Raw genomic sequence first — 17330 nt, 5'->3', positions numbered from 1 at the left:
CACCCATTTATCGTATGTATTACGAAAAAATATATTAAAAAGGTTCCGTCGAACGATTACATACAAAGAATTCTAAGAAATCCTAGTAATTCTGAATTAAACCTATAAATCAGTCGCTGAGTTATTTTCGCTATCTTAACAGCAGCATTTCTAGGTCTATTTCAAGGGCTGCTGTTGGATTTTCGATTTCAAAGTTGTTTAAGACTTGCGGGTGAATCTCGCCTAAAAAGCCAACTTGCTTGTTGCCGACGTAGAGGGCGGCTGTTCTCCCCGTCAAGAAGCTTGAATGCTTAGCTTCCCTTACTTGCCAGTTGGTTAAGCCCATGTTGGCTAGGAGTGCCTCGCAGACAGCCCTTATTTCTGTGTAGTTGGCTGTGGAATGGCATGTGACGGCCGCCAAGTGCAAGCGTCTTTCGCACATGGTTTCTTGGCGGCGGTTTATTTTTGCGACATCCGACACCTCGAAAAGCTTTTGAGGGTAGCTTTCATGCTTGTTTTCGGCCAGGTTCTTCAATAGTCCCGGCAGAAGCATCTCCCTCACTATGGTGTATTCAGCTGAAACTGGGTTGGCTATGCGCACAGAGTTTTTGGGCTTCAACCTCATGAACTCATAATGAATCCGCTCATTTGTTAGCGTGAAGTTCATAACTTCCAGGAATCCCAAGCCCACCATGATTTGACGGATAACTTCCGCCAGCTTGTTAACTGGATGCTTTTCGCCAACTGTTATGGTGGCTGGTATTGTTGGTTCAAGCCTGTAATAGCCGTAGCCTATGGCAACCTCCTCCACGAGGTCTATTTCGTGGAGTATGTCGATGCGGTAGGGTGGAATGGCAACCTCCAGGACATCCTTTCCAATAGCCCTTGTGTCAAACCGGCATTTCCGTAGGCAGTAGGCAGCCTCATCTATGGAAAGCCTTAAGCCAAGCATTCTGTTGGCGTAGCCCAACCTAAGCCTCATTTTCTCCGTTTCAAGGTTCGGCGAAACCAATGTGCGGTCTGGATAATGCACAACCACCTTCTCTAGTCTGCCGCCCATGTCCGCCAGCGCCGTTGCCAAAACTTTTAGACTTTTCTCCACCGCCTCAAAGCTTGGACCCGTAACATCCAAGAAGAGATTTCTGGTGTTTTCGTCTACTCTTGTTAGCTCGCCGTTTATGATGGGCGGCATGGATAAAACTCTTCCATGCTTGTCTATGAGAAGTGGATATTTGGGCGCCCAATCGATTAGGTGGCGGTACGCTATTCCCTTCTCGTGTTTCTCCAGAATCTCCTTAAGCGTCATCTCTTCTGTTTTGCCAAGAGGTACAAATTTCACGCTTGTGGGTTCCACAGCCGTGTAGGTAAAGGGCGGCTCAACAGCGTCCAAGTTGTGGATGCCTATAGAAGCCTTTTTGCGGTTTCTTCCAATACCCCAGTGAAGGTCCTCTTGCATCTCCATAAGCTCCACAACCGCCTCTCCGTCCAGCTTGACGTCGCGGACCACAGCAGCCAACATATATGGCCTAATGCTGGAAACTGCGTTGTCAACGTTCAACGTTATTTTCGGCGGGTCAGCATAATATTTTGGTATCCCCGTCTCCAACTCCAAGAAGCCTTTCAAGGCACGAGCGACGCCAGCATGACTGCAGAAGTCTATGCGGTTTGGGTTGTATTCCGCCTTAACATAATCTTTGCCAATTTCCTCAAAATCGAAGCCGAGCCATGGCAGCCACTTAGCCAACTCTTCGCTAGTGACGGTTTTACCGAGAAAATTTGACAATTTTTCCACATCGAGGTTTATTACCGGCATAATGGAATCCTCCTAAGCCAGCCAACACTGTTCGCATATAGCGTGCGGATATCATCTAAACCAAGCTCAATCATGGCTAAACGCTCTAAGCCTCCGCCCCAAGCCAGCACCGGATATTTAATGCCCATGGGCGCTAAAACCTCTGGGCGAAACATGCCCATGCCGCAAAGCTCTATCCAACGCTTAAGTTTTGGGTGATAAGCCACTGCCTGGGCTGAAGGCTCAGTGTAGGGGAAGTAGCTTGGCCAAAACTCAATTTTTTCAATGCCAAACTTCGTGTAGAACGTTTTCAAGGTGCCCATTAAATCCCGCAATGTGACCCTCTTATCCATGATTATGCCTTCAATTTGGTGAAATTCGGCAAGGTGCTTGTACGTGACTTGCTCGTTTCTGTAGACCCTATCCACCGAGAACACTTTTATCGGCGGCTTCCTGTGGGTTGCCAAATACTTTATTGTTTCAGCCGTTGTATGCGTCCTCAAAACAAGCTTTTTGGCTTCTTCGCTGCTCCACTTGTACCCCCAGCCTTTAGAACCCGTGATCCATCCGTCCTCATGGGTTTTCGCCACAGCCTCCACAAGCCTTTGAGACGGCAATCTTCCAGTTTGCGGATTAGCTAAATAAAAAGTGTCCATCATTTCGCGAGCAGGATGGTCTTGAGGCTGGAATAGGGCATCGAAGTTCCAAAAGGCCGTTTCCACTAATGGACCACGGATTTCAGTGAAACCCATTTCCAAGAAAATCTCTCTGGCACGCTGAATAATCTGCTGCAATGGATGCATTTTACCCGGGTAAACAGTGGGTACGGGAGCAGCTACATCAAACTTTGTAAGTTTCACGTTTCTCCAACGGCCAGAAACTATGAGTTCAGGAGTAAGCTGCGTAACTTCTTCAGTTATTTCTAAGCCTTTTTTGGCTGCCTGCCAGCCCTCTTCAGTCAGCTCAAGTTCGCGGTGGACTTTTTCCTCAATCTCCACCAAGTTGCGCTTTCGAAGAACTTCTAAGACTTGCCTCAAGTCTTTGTCTAGGTCTTCAACTTTTATGGAACGCTTCTCAAACATGATGGCTAAAAGTTTCTCGTCGATACCAAATGGCGGCTCAGAATCCACGTTTAATGTGCATTTTTTTCCTTTTATATCGCCCCAGTTTTTCCGTTTAAGCCAGCCTAGAGCTATTGGAACCATTTTTGCATCTAGGTCAGCCTCCTTGGCAGCTTCATCCACGTCTGCCTCGCCGCCAAGCCTAAGCAGAGCACGGAGCAAACGGCGCTCCGGCAATCCGTATTGGGCGTAATTCTCGCCCTCCTCGCTTAGGATAGCAACGTTCCATTTCCGCTCTTGAATTCTTACAAGGTTCCTTTCCGAAAGAGTTAAGGCAGCTCTCATAACCGCAGCATGTGCTAAGCCGCTTTTTTCGGCTATATCATCAACAGAGGCTTTTCCATCAAGTATTCTCAAAGCAATTAAAGCCTTCTTTTCATGAAGTCTTAAACCAGTCATTTTTAAACACCCAAATCACGTTCAAACCTTTAACAGTGCTGGAATGTTTACATAAAAAGCATTGAAGACTTTTTAAGCTATGCCCGTCAAAAATCGAGAAAGCACCACTTTCTATTGAAATTGGCGTAACATCCCTTCACCAGCAACAAGGAAATGGAAACATCAACCGCATATTTATAGCTTATTCCAAAAAGCCGTCTCACAAAGCTTAATACGGATAGCCGGCTTGTATTAGAAGCCAGAAAAACCAGAGAGGAGCCGGGTTGACCAACGAAGATAAAAACGAAATGATCGTCACTCCCTGGGAAGTTAGGGGCAAAGTAGACTATGAACGCTTGATTCGCGAGTTTGGAACTCAACCACTAACTGAAGAACTATTACGAAAAATAGCCAAATACACTGGTGAGCTTCACCTTCAGCTTAGGCGCAGAATCTTCTTTTCCCACCGAGACCTAGACACAGTTCTAGACTTATATGAGGAAGGGACACGATTTGTCCTTTACACGGGCAGAGGACCATCCGGCCCAGTTCACATTGGACATTTAGTTCCATGGATTTTCACGAAGCACTTGCAGGAAAAATTTGGAACTAGGCTGTATTTCCAGATGACGGACGACGAGAAGTTCGTTGTAGACGACGAGCTTAAACTTGAAGACACGAGAAGATTTGCCTACGAAAACGCTTTAGACCTAATCGCTTTAGGCTTCGAACCTGAAAAAACCTTCATAATCTTCGACGTGGAGGACATTGGCGTACTTTACGACATAGCTCTCGAAGTGGCCAAACGCGTAACTTATTCAACGGCAAAAGCTACCTTCGGCTTTCAAGAAAGCACCAACATAGGCTGGATTTTCTGGCCGGCCATTCAAGCAGTTCCATGCTTTATCCACGCCAAACTAACAGGCGAAAATGTTCCAGCATTGATCCCGGCAGCCATCGATCAGGATCCCTACTGGAGGATAACCCGCGACGTAGCGCCTAAGCTTGGCTACTATAAGCCCGCCCAGATTCACTGCCGCTTTTTGCCAGGACTTGGTGTCGGTGGAAAAATGAGCGCGTCAGAGCCTGAAACATCCATATTCACCATAGACCCGCCTAACGTTGTTAAACGTAAAATTTGGAATGCCTTCACCGGTGGCAAACCCACCGTGGCCGAACAGCGGAAAATGGGCGGAGACCCCAACATCTGCTCTATCTTTCAATACTTCTATTTCCTTTTCGAAGAGAATGACAGCAGACTTGTAGAAAGAGAAAGAAAATGCAGAGCTGGAGAAATCCTCTGCGGCGAATGCAAAACAGAATTAACTGAAAGAGTTGTAAAGTTTTTAACTGAACACCAGAAACGAAGAGAGAAAGCCAGAAACATAATAGACAAGTTCCACTTGAAACGTTAGAAGGGAGAGAAGCCAAAATGAAGGAAAAAGATGTAGTTAACGTTGGCTTGTCAAACGCTTACAGACTTGTTCACCCTATGCACACGGTTCTAGTGTCATGTGTTGGTAAGGAGGGAAACCCCAATATTATCACTTTAGCTTGGGCTATGCCAACGTCCATTAATCCACCGCTTATCGCAGTTAGCATCGCGCCTGGCAGACACTCGCACAGCCTCATTGAGGAGACCGGTGAGTTTGTGGTGAATATCCCAACCATGGACATTTTGAAGGCAACACTTTACTGTGGACGGGTAAGCGGGAGAAGCCATAACAAGTTTAAGGAGACTGGTTTAACACCTCTTCCAGCCAAGAAAGTTAAGCCACCCATTATAAAAGAGTGCATTGCCCACTTAGAATGCAAGCTTCACAGCAGATTTCCAACGGGGGACCACACAATTTTTGTCGGCGAGGTTGTTGAAGCCTACGCTGACAGAGACTGTTTTAGCGAAGCAGGTTACAATCTCGAAAAGGCTAAAATGATTTTCCACATTGGCGGAAACGAATTTGCAACACTGGAACCGAAAATTTTCACCGCTAAAATCTAAAAAGAAAAACAGAAGCTTAAAATTCGAAGCTTTCACCGGGATTTAGAACTACAATCTTAATCCTAGGTGCTTTTTTCTTCACTCGTTCTACAAATTCGTCAGCCGATTGCGCCAGCACTGGAAAAGTCTTATAGTGCATTGGAATAACGGACTTAGGCTTTAAGAGTTTAACAGCTTCGGCCGCTTCTGAAGCGCCCATGGTGTAGTAGCCTCCTATAGGTAGGAGCGCCAAGTTCGGCTTGTAAAATTGTCCAATAAATTTCAAATCACCAAAAAGTCCAGTATCCCCTGCATGGTAAACCGTTTTATCTTCACCTTCAACAATAACTCCTGTGGGAGCCCCCCTTGAACATGTGTGGAAAGCATGCACAACGTGTAGTTTTATGCCTTTAATTTCCACTGAGCCCCCAATATTTAGTCCAACAACATCTGGAACCCCGCTTTCGCTGGCATAGTTGCCAAGCTCGAACGTTGACACAAAAGTGGCACCTGTTCTTTTGCATATTGCTATTGCGTCGCCTAAATGGTCGCCATGATCATGTGTAACATAAACAATGTCCGCCTTGTCTATTTCAGAGGCTTTTATAGGCGATGTTGGATTACCGTCAAGCCAAGGATCTATCAAAACTGTTTTATCAGCTAACTCAAGCTTAAAGGCTGCGTGTCCAAACCATGTTGCTTTTGCCATTATCTAAGCATCCCTCCAATCAAACCTTTTAAGGCTCTTGTTAGGTTAATAAAGTTTAAAGTGGAGGCGCACCGAAAAGCTTGGAAGAAGAAGCCCTAAAAAAGCTTCGCCAGTCTGGCAAAATCCTTCGCGAAACTCGTGAAGAGCTCAAGGGCTTCATCCGTGAAAACATGCTTGTCATAGAGATCTGTGAAAAAGCGGAAGAACTTATTAGACGGAAGGGTGGAAACCCAGCTTTCCCATGTAACATTTCAATAAACGAAGTTGCAGCCCACTATACTTCGCCACCAGGTGACGAAAGACGAATCCCAGAAAACTCCCTAGTAAAGGTGGATATAGGTGCCCATGTGGACGGTTACGTGACTGATACAGCGGTAACAATATGTTTCAATCATGAATTAAAGGATATGGTGGAAACAGCTGAACATGCTTTGAAAAAAGCTATTGAAAATATTCAGCCTCACATGTCAACTTCAAAACTCGGCGCCATTATCGAGCATGCCATAAAATCTAGAGGTTATAAGCCAATCTCAAACTTGACGGGACATCAAGTTGGCCGGTTTTTAGTACATGCCGGCACATCATTACCAAATGTGGCGCATGTTTCCATCGCAAAAGTTAGGCCGGGAGAAGCTTATGCTATTGAACCTTTTGTAACAACGCAAAACGCTATTGGAAAAGTGGAAAACAGCAGCGAAGTTACGATATTCCGTTTCGTGAAACAAAAGCCCATGAAAAACCACTACGCGAAAAAACTTTTGCAATATATTGAGGAGACCTTCAAAACATTACCATTCGCTGAAAGATGGCTTCAAGGTGTAATACCTCAACAACATTTTAGAGAAGCCTTTAGAGAACTCTTACTTTCGAAGGCTGTTATGGGTTATCCGGTTTTTGTAGAGGCAAGCGGTAAACCAGTCGCCCAAGCGGAGCACACTGTGTTAATAGTTGAAAATGGCTGTATAATGTTAACGTAAAAATGGAGAGGATGCCTTTACTTTTTCGCGAACCTCCCGGTAGATGGCGGTTATCAACATTTTCTCGTTACATTTTTGGCAGATATCAACCTCCTTAAAAATATAATCGCCTCGCTGGAAAGCCCTAACGGTTTTAAAGCCGCATTTTCGACATTCAATAGTTGTTGTTATCGGCGGTGCCTCTATTCTTAACCGTATTATACGCTGTCTCATTTGGAAAAGGACGTAAGTGCATGCACCCACACCTATGAACCCTATTATCAAAAGAACTGTGGCAACTTCTAAGTTTCCATTAAAATAGGCTTGAATTGCATTCGCAAGCGCCATGATGGCGACAACTAACGTAACAATTATTGCAATCAAAACGAATGATGAAATTTTTACAGCAGGCGAAGGTTCAGAGGAAGCTTGACTCAACAGATATCTCCTCCATCATTACTGTCCTATGCCTATCGTATTTCCAACACCGCAGATTATAACCTTGTCACCTTCTTTTGTTCTTTCAAGTATAAGCTGCTTAATCCTTTCAATGGCTTTATCCGCAGCCTCAAATATTTCCCTTCGCATAGGGGAAACCGCGTCGCCAATGTCCTCTTTAATTATTACGGCGTTTATTGGTATTCGATACTTTAATATTGTTTCTTCAATCTTAAACTGGTCTACACCAGGTCCGCCTATAGCCGCACCGACACCATCGGCCACATCACCTATTTCTTCACCTTCAAGTTTCAAAGCAGCATCAATCATGATAATGTTGGCAATTTTACCCTCATTTTCTTCAATGATTGCTTTAATGGCGTCTCCTGGTTTGCCAACGTTGCCACCTGGACCCTCAGCTTTTATCACATAGGCGGTTCTTCCCTCTATTGGAACAGTTGCTACAACACAGTCTTTCGGCACTTTTCTAATGGGGTAGCCATGCATAAGCTTAGCAGCTACAAGGGCGCCAACCCCGTCACCTATGGGCTGGCCATAGGCAAAAGCTTTAAGGGCGCTGGCGTAGGCTTCAGCCTCCCGCATCACCAGGGGCAGTATCATTTGAATTTGCATTATAACGTATAGGCTTAATGTCTTCTTTCCAAGCAAAAAGTAATGTCTAATAACCTTGTAAATATAGTTTAAAGCCATAGCAGCTTCAAGGGTGTTCTCTAAATTATTCACCTGTGTTTCATCAGCAGAAGGCGCCAAGAGCTTAACTTCATCCTTAAACCGTTCATCCCTAACATCCAAAATGTGCTCTAACTTCCAAACGATACCAACCGGGTCAAGACTTTGAGGCGAAATAGTGAAATATTCAAGGAAACGGTCGACCCTAGGCGTAGGATCGGCTTGAGGCTTTCCAATCTCCTTAATTGCATCAATGGCTATTCTCCGTCCCTCATCCCTAATATACTTCAGTTTGTAGAGAGAACCTTCAATCTCCTTGAGCCAAATATGAAGCTGAAGCCTCTGACCGTAAAACATAGAAATAAACAACATGATTATGAACACAGCTGAGAAAATCTGGGAGAGCAGGTCTCCCGGAATCTGTAACAACCAACTTTGCAGTACGACCCATACGACCGCGATGATCACAAACTCACCTTCCGTGAAACTAGCAAAATCTTAGTTATAAGTTTTAGGATATTCCAAGTAGATATGCAAAATTCAGATTCTTAAGCATCATGTTTACACTTGCCACAATAAGCATGGCAGCAAAAATAAAACTTAAACCTTTACTTGAAAGCCGCTTGCTGATGTAGGCACCCACCGGAGCACCAACAACCGAGCCAATGCCGAGATAAACAGCATAGAGCGAATTAACATGCCCTTGCTGCAAGTGATTGGCCACGCCGAAAATAGACGTAAAAACCATTATAAACATGGATGTGGGGATCGAAAAATAAATTGAAAAACCGAGCGAATAACACATAACTGGCACAAGGACGACCCCCACCTATGCCCAAAAGCCCTGAGGCAAAACCTCCAAAAAAACTTAGTAACAAACCCAAAAACATCCGTTTCAAGTCTTTAAGAAGCATCTCCTCAAAGGCCGGATCAATCATTTCTGAAGCCTTCACAGATTTTGCCCGCAAAGCTTTATACGTTATTTGAAATGCAACAAACATTAAAAAAACTCCAAAAAGTACTCCAAGCCACATTTTCACCGCTGCAAAAGCTGTAATTGCCGCCCCAGTGTAGCCGCCTAGAGAAGAGGAGCAAGCTAAAACTAGCCCGGCCCTAACGTAAACACGTTTCTGTCTTAAGTAACTCGCCGATGAAGCCAAGGAAGTGATAATTATTACGGCCAAACTTGTGCCAATAGCTACAACCGGCTCAAAATTATAGAGAAGCGTCAACAAGGGCACAATAAATATTCCGCCTCCAACACCAGTAACTGCCGCAGCAATGCTTATAATAAAGCCGAACAAGGGCAATAGCCATTCCAACATGCCAAAGCCTCAAGCAGATTATGACATCAGAGAAAGAATATGTTTAACGTGTCCACTATTTAAGGCATGCCTAAATAAAGATTAGAACAAACAAGTGAGAACAGGGCTGCCGGCTTTCCCGGGTTCGCGTGGCCGAAGACCACACTACTGCCGGGAACGGAGCGCGGTTTAACTTCCGAGTTCGGAATGGGATCGGGTGGGTCCCGCGCCCTATGGCCGGCAACCCCAAAATACACCCTAAACCATTCCACATTAACTTTTCGGTAACGCCTAATTCAAAAAGAATAACACATATATCTGTTCTTTTTCAAGTAGATTTTAAGCGAACCATCAAGGGGCCGTAGTCTAGGCAGGTATGACGACGGGCTCCAGAACACGTCTACACGGGTTTGCGGACCGCTATGCGGAGTGAAGAGGTTCTGGAGCGGTCGGTAGAGAAACCCGTAGAAACAGCCTTCAGATGGCTGTTTCGGGGAAAGGTCGTCGGTTCAAATCCGGCCGGCCCCACATTTTTAAGCAATTTCAAAGTAACTTTTATGCAGCGGCTTCGCAAAAACAGAGTAAGAAACTTGCCTAACACGAGACGGCTGGATTATTTTGACCATTTAAATTTTACAAAAGTCAATGCTAATTCGTATTTCCCTTTTAAATAACGTAAGCCAAGTAACCTCTTGTAGCTTAGAAATATTGCAACCTAAATAATCTAGCATATGAAGATGAAAGCAATGAGCATAAAAATATCTAGAAAGGTTCTTAATCATATTGTTAGTAGGCATCCGGAAGTTGCACGTTACACGCATGAAATAGCTATGGCGGTTCAAGATCCTGGTTTAATTATTAAAGGGTTGAGGGGCGAGTTTAAAGCTTTAAAATTTTACGCCAACCTCCATATTAGACCGAAGTATCTCATTGTTATTTACCGTGAAAAAGGCGAAGAAAAGGTTATTATAACCGCCTACTTCACTTCTAATGTAGCTAGGGCTAAAGGCGAAATAGTATGGAAAAAGTTGCGGTAAGCCTAGAAAAAATTGATTTGGACTACGACGAAGAAGCGGATGTGCTATATATAAGCTTTGGAAAGCCCAGACAAGCCCAAGATAGCGTTGAAGTTGAGGATGGAATAATCTACCGCATAGCAGACAACGAAATAGTAGGCATAACCATAACAAACTTCAAAGCCAGAGCACTCAAAAAATAATTTGATTTGTAAAATTTAAACGTAAGTTTTCATCTATCCGGCCCCACCATTAATGTTGATTCGTAAAATTAGTTGTATGGTAAGGTGATGATTGACACATGAAGTTGTACGCTATTAGGACTAAACTTGTGCGAATTGGCGACAATCTTGTTGATATAGTTTTGAAGGCGCTGTCTGAACAGAAGCTTCCATTGGAGGATAATGATGTTCTGGTTTTTGCATCAAAGATTGTGGCGTATGCACAGGGTCGTATTGTTAAATTTGGTGATGTGAAACCTTCTAAAATGGCAGTGGAACTTGCTGAAAAGTTCTCTCTTCGAAAGGAGTTTGCAGAGTTGATATTACGTGAAGCGGACGTGATCTACGGTGGTGTTGAGAAGGCTGTTTTAACACTCAAAAATCATGTGTTAACGGTTAATGCAGGTATAGACAATAAGAATGCACCATTGGACCATGCTGTTTTGTGGCCTGAAAACGTTAAGGAGACAGCCAAGCAGTTAAGGGAAGAAATCCTTCGCAGAACTGGAAAGAAGGTGGCAGTTATGATCGTTGATAGTGGCTTAATACCGTTGAGAAAGGGAACTATAGGTATCGCTTTGGCTGTCGCTGGCTTTAAACCTATAGAGGACTATCGAGGATTAAAAGACCTATATGGAAAAGAGATAGTGATCACGCAACGCGCAGTTGCCGAAGACTTGGCATCCGCCGCTCACTTGCTCATGGGCGAATCTGCTGAAAGAAACCCTGTCGTGCTTGTTAAGGAAGCCCCTCTAAAGTTTGATGATGGTTTTTACGGTCCTGAAGATTTGGCTTTACCTAATAACCAATGCGTTTTTATGAGCGCATTCGGCCATGGCTATTAAACTCTTAAACGAGCCCAACATTCTGTAGGGCTTTGTGGACTGCAACTCCAATAATGGTAGAGCCAAACGCTATGAGAATACGTTCCACGGGATAGATGAACGTCGTCGCTTGCCATATTGCCTTCCAAACATTCAAGTCAGGCAGAATAAATGGCCAATAAAGCACCTCGAAAGTCAAGGAACCTGCAATTTGGCCAGCCAAGGTTGATGCCATGGAGAGCATCAAAAACTTGACAGGGAGGTTTATGTTGCGTCTATTCCGAGCCAGCCAGATTAGAATTAAAAGCCCCACCGCTTGAAAACACATGTAAGGCGGAAATAGCCAAACTGGTCCCACAAGCGGATAAAGACCGAAAACAAGAAGCAAGACTATGTAAAAGAAAATACACAATTTTCTCTTCCTCACTTGAAGGAAGCCTGCAAATAGTCCGGCAACTACGCCAGAGACAAGGCTTGGTGGTGATAGAGCCCCTGCAAAAAACCCTATAAAGCCGCCAACAAGAGTAGCCGTTGCGCTTACCAGAGGCCCGAACAAAATTCCCATTATAGGGGCAAGCACAGCTGCTAATGTTATGAAGTTTTGTGAACCAACTATTCGGAAGATAGGAATAAAACATGTGATCGTGTATAAGCCTGAAAAGCAAACCGCTAAGGCTAGTTGTTTTGAGGTTGTTATATGCCGATTTTTGGTAGTGTTTGCTTCAGCAACTTCCATTTTAGCCTACCCTTGCCCGTGGGGCTTATATAAAATCGGTAATTAATTTTGCGGTCTGAAGTTGAAAATAAGGGTGTGTAAAACAGCGGTGATAATTGGTTTGTTGTGTTTTTCTCCTAGGGGGTCACTACTTCGGCTTCGGCGAATCTCCGGCTTATTCTTGTTATTTTTATTTTGACATGATCACCTGGTTTGGTGTTTGGTATGAAGGTTACTAGTCCCTGAATTCGGGCTATTCCTTCGCCTCGCCGACTTGTTTCTGTAACGTCTACTTCGTATTCCTTGCCTATCTCCACTGGTTTTGGTGGGAAGCGTCTTGGTCCGCCTCTTCCGAAGCCTCTCTTTCCGCCAAACCCTCTTCTTTCTTCCATACGTGTTCACCTCTTATGCGTGGATAAAACGTTCCGCGAGCTATTCGACTGTAAGTTTTCCATATCTTCCAACGTTAAGTTGAATTTCGCCTTTGAAACTTGTCACGTAACCATTCTCCACTTTGACGGTGTCGTTGATGTTTACTTGATCTACTTGCTCGTTCCAAAGTGTCAGCTTTACGGTTCCTGTTTCGTCTGCGATTATGGCTGTTGCCACCTTGTGAGTTGTGTCTTTGAACCTTGAGATGACTTCGCGTGGGGTAGTTTTATCTATGACTTTGGCTTTAATATTTACACGTTTCATTCCATTTCGCAGTTCCTTAATTTTCACTTATTCACCATCCAGCTAGGTTTATGTTATTCTTTCCGCGATAGCAAATTTTCCGCCGACGGACAGAATACGCACCCTGACGCGTTCACCTATCTTGCTGTTTGGAACAAAAATCAAGTAGCCTTGAATACGTGCTATGCCATCTCCCCTGCTTCCAATGTCATCTATAACCACTTCCAGCTCTTGGTTTTCTTTAACAGGAGCCATTTGAAAATAGGGTCTACCGGGGTTGAAGCGTCTACTACTCCCAAACCGTCGCGGTTTTCTTTCAATGTTTTTTGTCTTTTCTGGAAGCCTTCGTGGCATACTGTTTTTTCGTCCTTATCGCGGAACAAGCCTTCAAGCCGAAAACTCAAGTGCCTCGCTGGAAACACTGAGTTTTAGGCTGAGGCTTGTTTGTACAGACAACATCCATGCATATAAATCTTGCTAGAGTAAACAGTATATAACATGGCATCTTATTAGGCTTAATACCAGCGACGGTGTGAGGCTTAAAATTGCAAGAAAAAACGGAGACAAAACCGATAATTCAGCTAGTGGACGTTTACAAAGAATACAGAGTTGGCGCCATTTCAAGTGTGGCTTTAAAAAGAGTGAATTTTCAAGTGTATAATGGGCAGCTCATCGCCATAATGGGGCCTTCAGGCTCCGGGAAAACGACCCTCCTAAACATGATAGGGCTCCTGGACAGACCCTCGAAAGGCAAGATTTTCTTTGACGGAATTGACGTTTCAAGGCTTGACGACAAAACTCTGGCGAATCTGCGCAACACTAAACTTGGTTTTGTCTTCCAAACGTTTAACCTTGTCAACAGGTTAACAGTATTTGAAAATATTGAGTTACCTCTTATACCTAGAGGTATACCACGCAGTATAAGGGCAAAGATGGTCCTAGACGCGTTATCCAAAGCGGGTGGAGAAGAAAGTTGGCTTTACAAAAAGCCAAACCAGCTTTCCGGTGGACAGCAACAAAGGGTCGCGATAGCTAGGGCCATTGTTGGAAAACCTGTTGTTTTGTTGGCTGACGAGCCGACTGGCAACTTGGACAGAGCCTCAGCTAAAACGGTGGTGGAAACTTTCCTAAACCTCAATAAGGCTGGCCACACCGTGGTTGTTGTTACACATGATCCGGAGGTGGCGAACTGCATGGATAAAATATATGTCATAAGAGACGGAGAAATTAGAGGTGAGTTCCTTGCTAAAAAGTCGGAATCCCTTATAAGCAAGGAATGAAAACCAGCCTTTAGGGGGGAGTAAGCCTTGGAAGCTCTAAAGAAAATCTTAATCATCATGTTGATTGCGGTTTTCACATTACAGTTTACATACACGCTCATCAACGAAATAGCTTTTGGAAACTCTTCAGATTTCGCTATAAGAAGTTATTATGCCAGATCTTCAGCGGGCACTTCAAACATTTACCCTGGCAGCAGGAGAGTTTACTTGAAAATTGAGGTAGAATATCAAAATAGCATAGCCAGCGCTACAATGGTTTTCGGACGGCTAATAATAGAACATGAAGGCATCAGTTTCAGTTCTGGAAGCGACATATCCTCTCCGGCGAGGTTCAATGGAAGCGTGGTCAGAGAAGTTAGCTTCGGCATGGTTGTAACTTTTGAGTATTTACTAGATTTTTCTGAAAGCTTACCTCAAGGCGATCATGCATTAACTTTAAACATAACTTATCTGAGAGGCACCACTCAGCTTTACGATTTACATTCAAATGAAATAAAAATTAACGTTTCACCATACCCGGAGATTTCATTGAGGGTTGTGGATTCCTATTTTTCGCCAGCCGCCTATCCTGGATCTGTAGACACAAACCTATACGTGGTTTTGGAAAATAACGGCAGCACTATAAATTCTGCATATTTTAAACTCACCAGCCTAAATGGGTTCACCGTTAAAAATCCACGGGCGAGCACCGGACTCGTTAACAAGGGAGAACGTTTCACCTTAACTTTCACGGGCATATCTATACCATCAAACGCTTCCGTCGGAACATACACAGCGGTTATCTTTGCTGACTGCAGCGCCAGAACTGAAGACGACGTAACCTACAGCAAAAACACAACATTAACCGCCTCAGTAAATGTGGAAGCCCCACCTCCAGAAGAGCCCGTTATGTTAGCGTTTGTGAATACACTCTATAACGGAGAGCCATCTCCGCTATTGCCTTCAGCTAGGGGTGTTGTTTTGAGAATCTACCTTGTTAATAGGCTACCAGAAGCCATAAACACCATGATTGTGAACGCCACATTTCCAGAAGGCATAACGCTCAGAGCCATTTCAGGAACATACATAAATGGCATGACCGCGGGCGGAACATGTTTTGTTGACTTGACCGTGGATGTCTCCCCAAACATGAACTTGACTAAGCGTAATGGCATTTTAGATATAATCTACTTCAAAATTGTTGGCGGATCCTCTTTTCCCATGAATCAAACCGTTTTCTTCCCAATAAACATTGAAAGCCCACACAGCCACATTTCAGAGTTAACGCTTGTTGAGGCTTATTGGGGTTCTCCAGATCCCGCACCAGTTTATTCAACTTCACGCTACGTACCCTTAACTTTAAGGTTTGCCAATAAGGGACGCTATCCGGTTTGGGGCGTTACGGTCAACGCTTTCTCTCAACATCTTACGCCAATTAAGGATTCAGAAGTTTGTGCCACAACCGTCGCAAGCGGCGGTTCCTGCACGGCGATCCTTTACTTCGACATAAACACAACCTCACCGACAGTAACCGTAAAAGTTTCTGCGAGTTACTTGTTCACCGAATTTGGAACTCACATAAGCCTTGTTAGAAATTTCACAACTTTTTTGCCCGTTGAAAATTATCCAGCCTCCGAAAGCGTGTTATCTCTTATTAGCGCTGGCTGGCAAAACAATTTTAACGTTTTTCCAAAGACTAGTAACACCACCTACCAGGTGACATTGGCGAATCGAGCACCATATTCTCTTGGTGGAATAAATCTCAAATTTAAACTTCCATACGGCATAACCTCGAAGGGACAGAGCGAAGCCACCGCCTACATTGAAGGGCCAGTTAGAAGCTTAGCCACGTTCACGGCATCCTTTACAATATCGGTTGGGGATGTGCCACCAGGAAGCTATAACGCAAACTTAACTGTTGACTGTATACTGCTTTCCGGCGGTCCCGGTGTTAGATGCGTCGAAGAATTTGATGTGCAGATAATGGTTAACGATGACAACTCAGCCCTTGAGCATGTGGAAACTAGATGGTATGAGGGTAGTGTCGGGCCATACACCTACGGCGCCCACCTTATGATAATGGTGAGAAACGTCTACGTGGATGGTTTAAGGGGTGTCGTGCTTGAGCTTGAACTGCCAAACGGTTTCCGCAATGCGGTAAATAACTCCACAAGAGTTAAAACTCCGCCTTTATCAGTGCAGTTACCTCAACAATTGCAAACATTGGATCTTACGGAAATTCTAAACGCTTTTCTTAGCGCTCAATACGCAAACCCAACGCAGACTTACAGCCGAGGTGACATTTTAACCTTCATGGCTAGCTTAAATATTTTCAACGTTGAAGTCGGCGACTACAAGTTTAACGGAACACTTTCATACATTGACTCATGGGGTGGAAACAGAGAAATCCAATTGACAGTCCCAGTCACAGTGCTTGGCAGAGCGGGCTATATTGAAGTAGCCGTTAACAAAAGCGTGAGCGTTAAAAGCCGCTATGTAAACACAACTCTTACGATCGTGAATCATGGAAGCACACCCATGTACGACGCTTACATAGTAGTTTCACCATACCAAGGAAACCCAACTCTGATAGCCTCTCCGGCAGTGAACTACATTCATAGAATAAACCCTGATGAGCCATGCACAATACCATTAACATTGGCATATAACCCGCTAGGATTTTACACTCAAACTGGTGCTGCATCCTACATAACGTACGGGCCGGTCCCACTTATGGTTTCAGTCGTCTATAGGGACGCAAGCGGATACTATCGAACCTTCAACAACTCCGTAACGATTGTCGTGGAACCATTCATAGAACTCGTCATAAGAAGTGTTAAGGCAACTGGAACAAACGTATCATCAACCGTGACTGGAACCATAATCAACTATGGCTCCTCAACCGCCTACCGAGTTGAAGTAGAACTGAAAATAGGAGATACAGCAGCTTCTGAAAATATAGGTGATATTGGTCCAGGCGAAGAGATTGCCTTCAGAGTGGACATAAATGAGTATAATGAAAACGCCATTCTAACAGTACGGTATTACAATATTTTCAACGAGGAAGAATCAAAAGAAATTAGCGTCACCATAGCAAAGCGAGAGGAAGCGGTATCCCCAACAGCAGAAGAGGAAAAATGGCCGATTGAAAGATGGGTTATTGTTGCTGGGGTTATTGTCTTTTTGGTTGTGTCAATCCTGCTAATTTATAGAATGATGAAGAAAACTAGAATTGAGGGAAGCATGCCTCCCGAAATGATGGGGCAACGGTGAAA

The 17330-nt window shown here is 44.2% G+C and carries 19 protein-coding genes, 1 tRNA gene and 1 rRNA gene; 9 read left to right on the top strand and 12 right to left on the bottom strand.

Translation table 11 applies throughout. The features are described from left to right. Positions 1-130: 130 nt before the first annotated feature. Both KEJ24_04030 and KEJ24_04025 read right to left on the bottom strand, forming a co-directional pair. Entirely contained in the window at positions 131-1792 is a 1662-nt protein-coding gene (locus KEJ24_04030; protein MBS7646983.1) for a phenylalanine--tRNA ligase subunit beta, read from the bottom strand. Further along, a complete protein-coding gene (locus tag KEJ24_04025) occupies positions 1783-3291 on the bottom strand; it encodes a phenylalanine--tRNA ligase subunit alpha (protein ID MBS7646982.1) in 1509 nt (502 codons plus the stop codon). The genes KEJ24_04030 and KEJ24_04025 overlap by 10 nt, the downstream gene beginning before the upstream one ends. Before the next feature lie 287 nt (positions 3292-3578). Between KEJ24_04025 and KEJ24_04020 the strand changes: the two genes are divergently transcribed. Further along, the gene (locus KEJ24_04020) at positions 3579-4685 is read left to right on the top strand and encodes a tryptophan--tRNA ligase (protein MBS7646981.1); all 1107 of its coding nucleotides are present in this window, start codon (positions 3579-3581) and stop codon (positions 4683-4685) included. A gap of 17 nt (positions 4686-4702) precedes the next feature. After that, a complete protein-coding gene (locus KEJ24_04015; protein ID MBS7646980.1) occupies positions 4703-5269 on the top strand; it encodes a flavin reductase family protein in 567 nt (188 codons plus the stop codon). Between the two features lie 16 nt (positions 5270-5285). On the opposite strand, the gene KEJ24_04010 is transcribed toward KEJ24_04015, so the two are convergent. After that, positions 5286-5957, bottom strand: coding sequence for a metal-dependent hydrolase (locus KEJ24_04010; GenBank protein MBS7646979.1), 672 nt, complete (start codon positions 5955-5957; stop codon positions 5286-5288). A gap of 80 nt (positions 5958-6037) precedes the next feature. On the opposite strand from KEJ24_04010, the gene map reads away from it, so the two are divergent. After that, on the top strand, positions 6038-6934 hold the full coding sequence (gene map, locus KEJ24_04005; GenBank protein MBS7646978.1) for a type II methionyl aminopeptidase: 897 nt from the start codon (positions 6038-6040) through the stop codon (positions 6932-6934). Here map and KEJ24_04000 read toward each other — a convergent pair. From KEJ24_04000 to rrf, 5 genes are all read right to left on the bottom strand, one after another. Beyond that, positions 6926-7351, bottom strand: a complete 426-nt coding sequence (locus KEJ24_04000; protein MBS7646977.1) for a hypothetical protein — start codon at positions 7349-7351, stop codon at positions 6926-6928. The two genes, map and KEJ24_04000, sit on opposite strands and share 9 nt — an antisense overlap. 18 nt (positions 7352-7369) lie before the next feature. Continuing rightward, positions 7370-8509 carry a DUF1512 domain-containing protein gene (locus tag KEJ24_03995; protein MBS7646976.1) on the bottom strand — a complete coding sequence of 380 codons (1140 nt, stop codon included), beginning with the start codon at positions 8507-8509 and terminating at the stop codon, positions 7370-7372. Between the two features lie 43 nt (positions 8510-8552). Next, positions 8553-8789: a sulfite exporter TauE/SafE family protein gene (locus KEJ24_03990; GenBank protein ID MBS7646975.1), complete on the bottom strand. Its 237-nt coding sequence runs from the start codon at positions 8787-8789 to the stop codon at positions 8553-8555. Next, positions 8734-9366, bottom strand: a complete 633-nt coding sequence (locus KEJ24_03985; GenBank protein MBS7646974.1) for a sulfite exporter TauE/SafE family protein — start codon at positions 9364-9366, stop codon at positions 8734-8736. The genes KEJ24_03990 and KEJ24_03985 overlap by 56 nt, the downstream gene beginning before the upstream one ends. Before the next feature lie 104 nt (positions 9367-9470). Continuing rightward, positions 9471-9590, bottom strand: a 5S ribosomal RNA gene (rrf, locus tag KEJ24_03980). A 110-nt stretch (positions 9591-9700) separates the two neighbouring features. Here rrf and KEJ24_03975 point away from each other — a divergent pair. From KEJ24_03975 to KEJ24_03960, 4 genes are all read left to right on the top strand, one after another. Beyond that, positions 9701-9873: transfer RNA gene (locus tag KEJ24_03975), tRNA-Trp, on the top strand. Positions 9874-10091: 218 nt separating this feature from the next. Then, positions 10092-10382: a hypothetical protein gene (locus KEJ24_03970; GenBank protein MBS7646973.1), complete on the top strand. Its 291-nt coding sequence runs from the start codon at positions 10092-10094 to the stop codon at positions 10380-10382. Next, positions 10364-10564 (top strand): DUF2283 domain-containing protein, encoded by a 201-nt coding sequence (locus tag KEJ24_03965; protein MBS7646972.1) that lies wholly within the window; start codon positions 10364-10366, stop codon positions 10562-10564. The genes KEJ24_03970 and KEJ24_03965 overlap by 19 nt, the downstream gene beginning before the upstream one ends. Positions 10565-10662: 98 nt before the next feature. Then, entirely contained in the window at positions 10663-11427 is a 765-nt protein-coding gene (locus KEJ24_03960; protein MBS7646971.1) for a coenzyme F420-0:L-glutamate ligase, read from the top strand. Positions 11428-11431: 4 nt separating this feature from the next. Here KEJ24_03960 and KEJ24_03955 read toward each other — a convergent pair whose 3' ends face one another. From KEJ24_03955 to KEJ24_03940, 4 genes are all read right to left on the bottom strand, one after another. Next, positions 11432-12142 (bottom strand): hypothetical protein, encoded by a 711-nt coding sequence (locus KEJ24_03955; protein ID MBS7646970.1) that lies wholly within the window; start codon positions 12140-12142, stop codon positions 11432-11434. Between the two features lie 116 nt (positions 12143-12258). Continuing rightward, the gene (locus KEJ24_03950) at positions 12259-12513 is read right to left on the bottom strand and encodes a TRAM domain-containing protein (GenBank protein ID MBS7646969.1); all 255 of its coding nucleotides are present in this window, start codon (positions 12511-12513) and stop codon (positions 12259-12261) included. A 40-nt stretch (positions 12514-12553) separates the two neighbouring features. Further along, positions 12554-12844, bottom strand: coding sequence for a DNA-binding protein (locus tag KEJ24_03945; protein ID MBS7646968.1), 291 nt, complete (start codon positions 12842-12844; stop codon positions 12554-12556). A 21-nt stretch (positions 12845-12865) separates the two neighbouring features. Further along, complete coding sequence (locus KEJ24_03940) at positions 12866-13051, bottom strand: TRAM domain-containing protein (GenBank protein MBS7646967.1); 186 nt, start codon at positions 13049-13051, stop codon at positions 12866-12868. 320 nt (positions 13052-13371) lie between these two features. Between KEJ24_03940 and KEJ24_03935 the strand changes: the two genes are divergently transcribed. Both KEJ24_03935 and KEJ24_03930 read left to right on the top strand, forming a co-directional pair. Beyond that, on the top strand, positions 13372-14076 hold the full coding sequence (locus KEJ24_03935) for an ABC transporter ATP-binding protein (GenBank protein MBS7646966.1): 705 nt from the start codon (positions 13372-13374) through the stop codon (positions 14074-14076). 27 nt (positions 14077-14103) lie between these two features. Then, on the top strand, positions 14104-17328 hold the full coding sequence (locus KEJ24_03930) for a hypothetical protein (GenBank protein MBS7646965.1): 3225 nt from the start codon (positions 14104-14106) through the stop codon (positions 17326-17328). The last annotated feature ends 2 nt before the right edge of the window (positions 17329-17330 follow it).

It is taken from the genome of Candidatus Bathyarchaeota archaeon, assembly GCA_018396705.1.
Lineage (GTDB): Archaea > Thermoproteota > Bathyarchaeia > Bathyarchaeales > Bathycorpusculaceae > DRVP01.
This window is presented reverse-complemented; position numbering and strand designations above follow the sequence as displayed.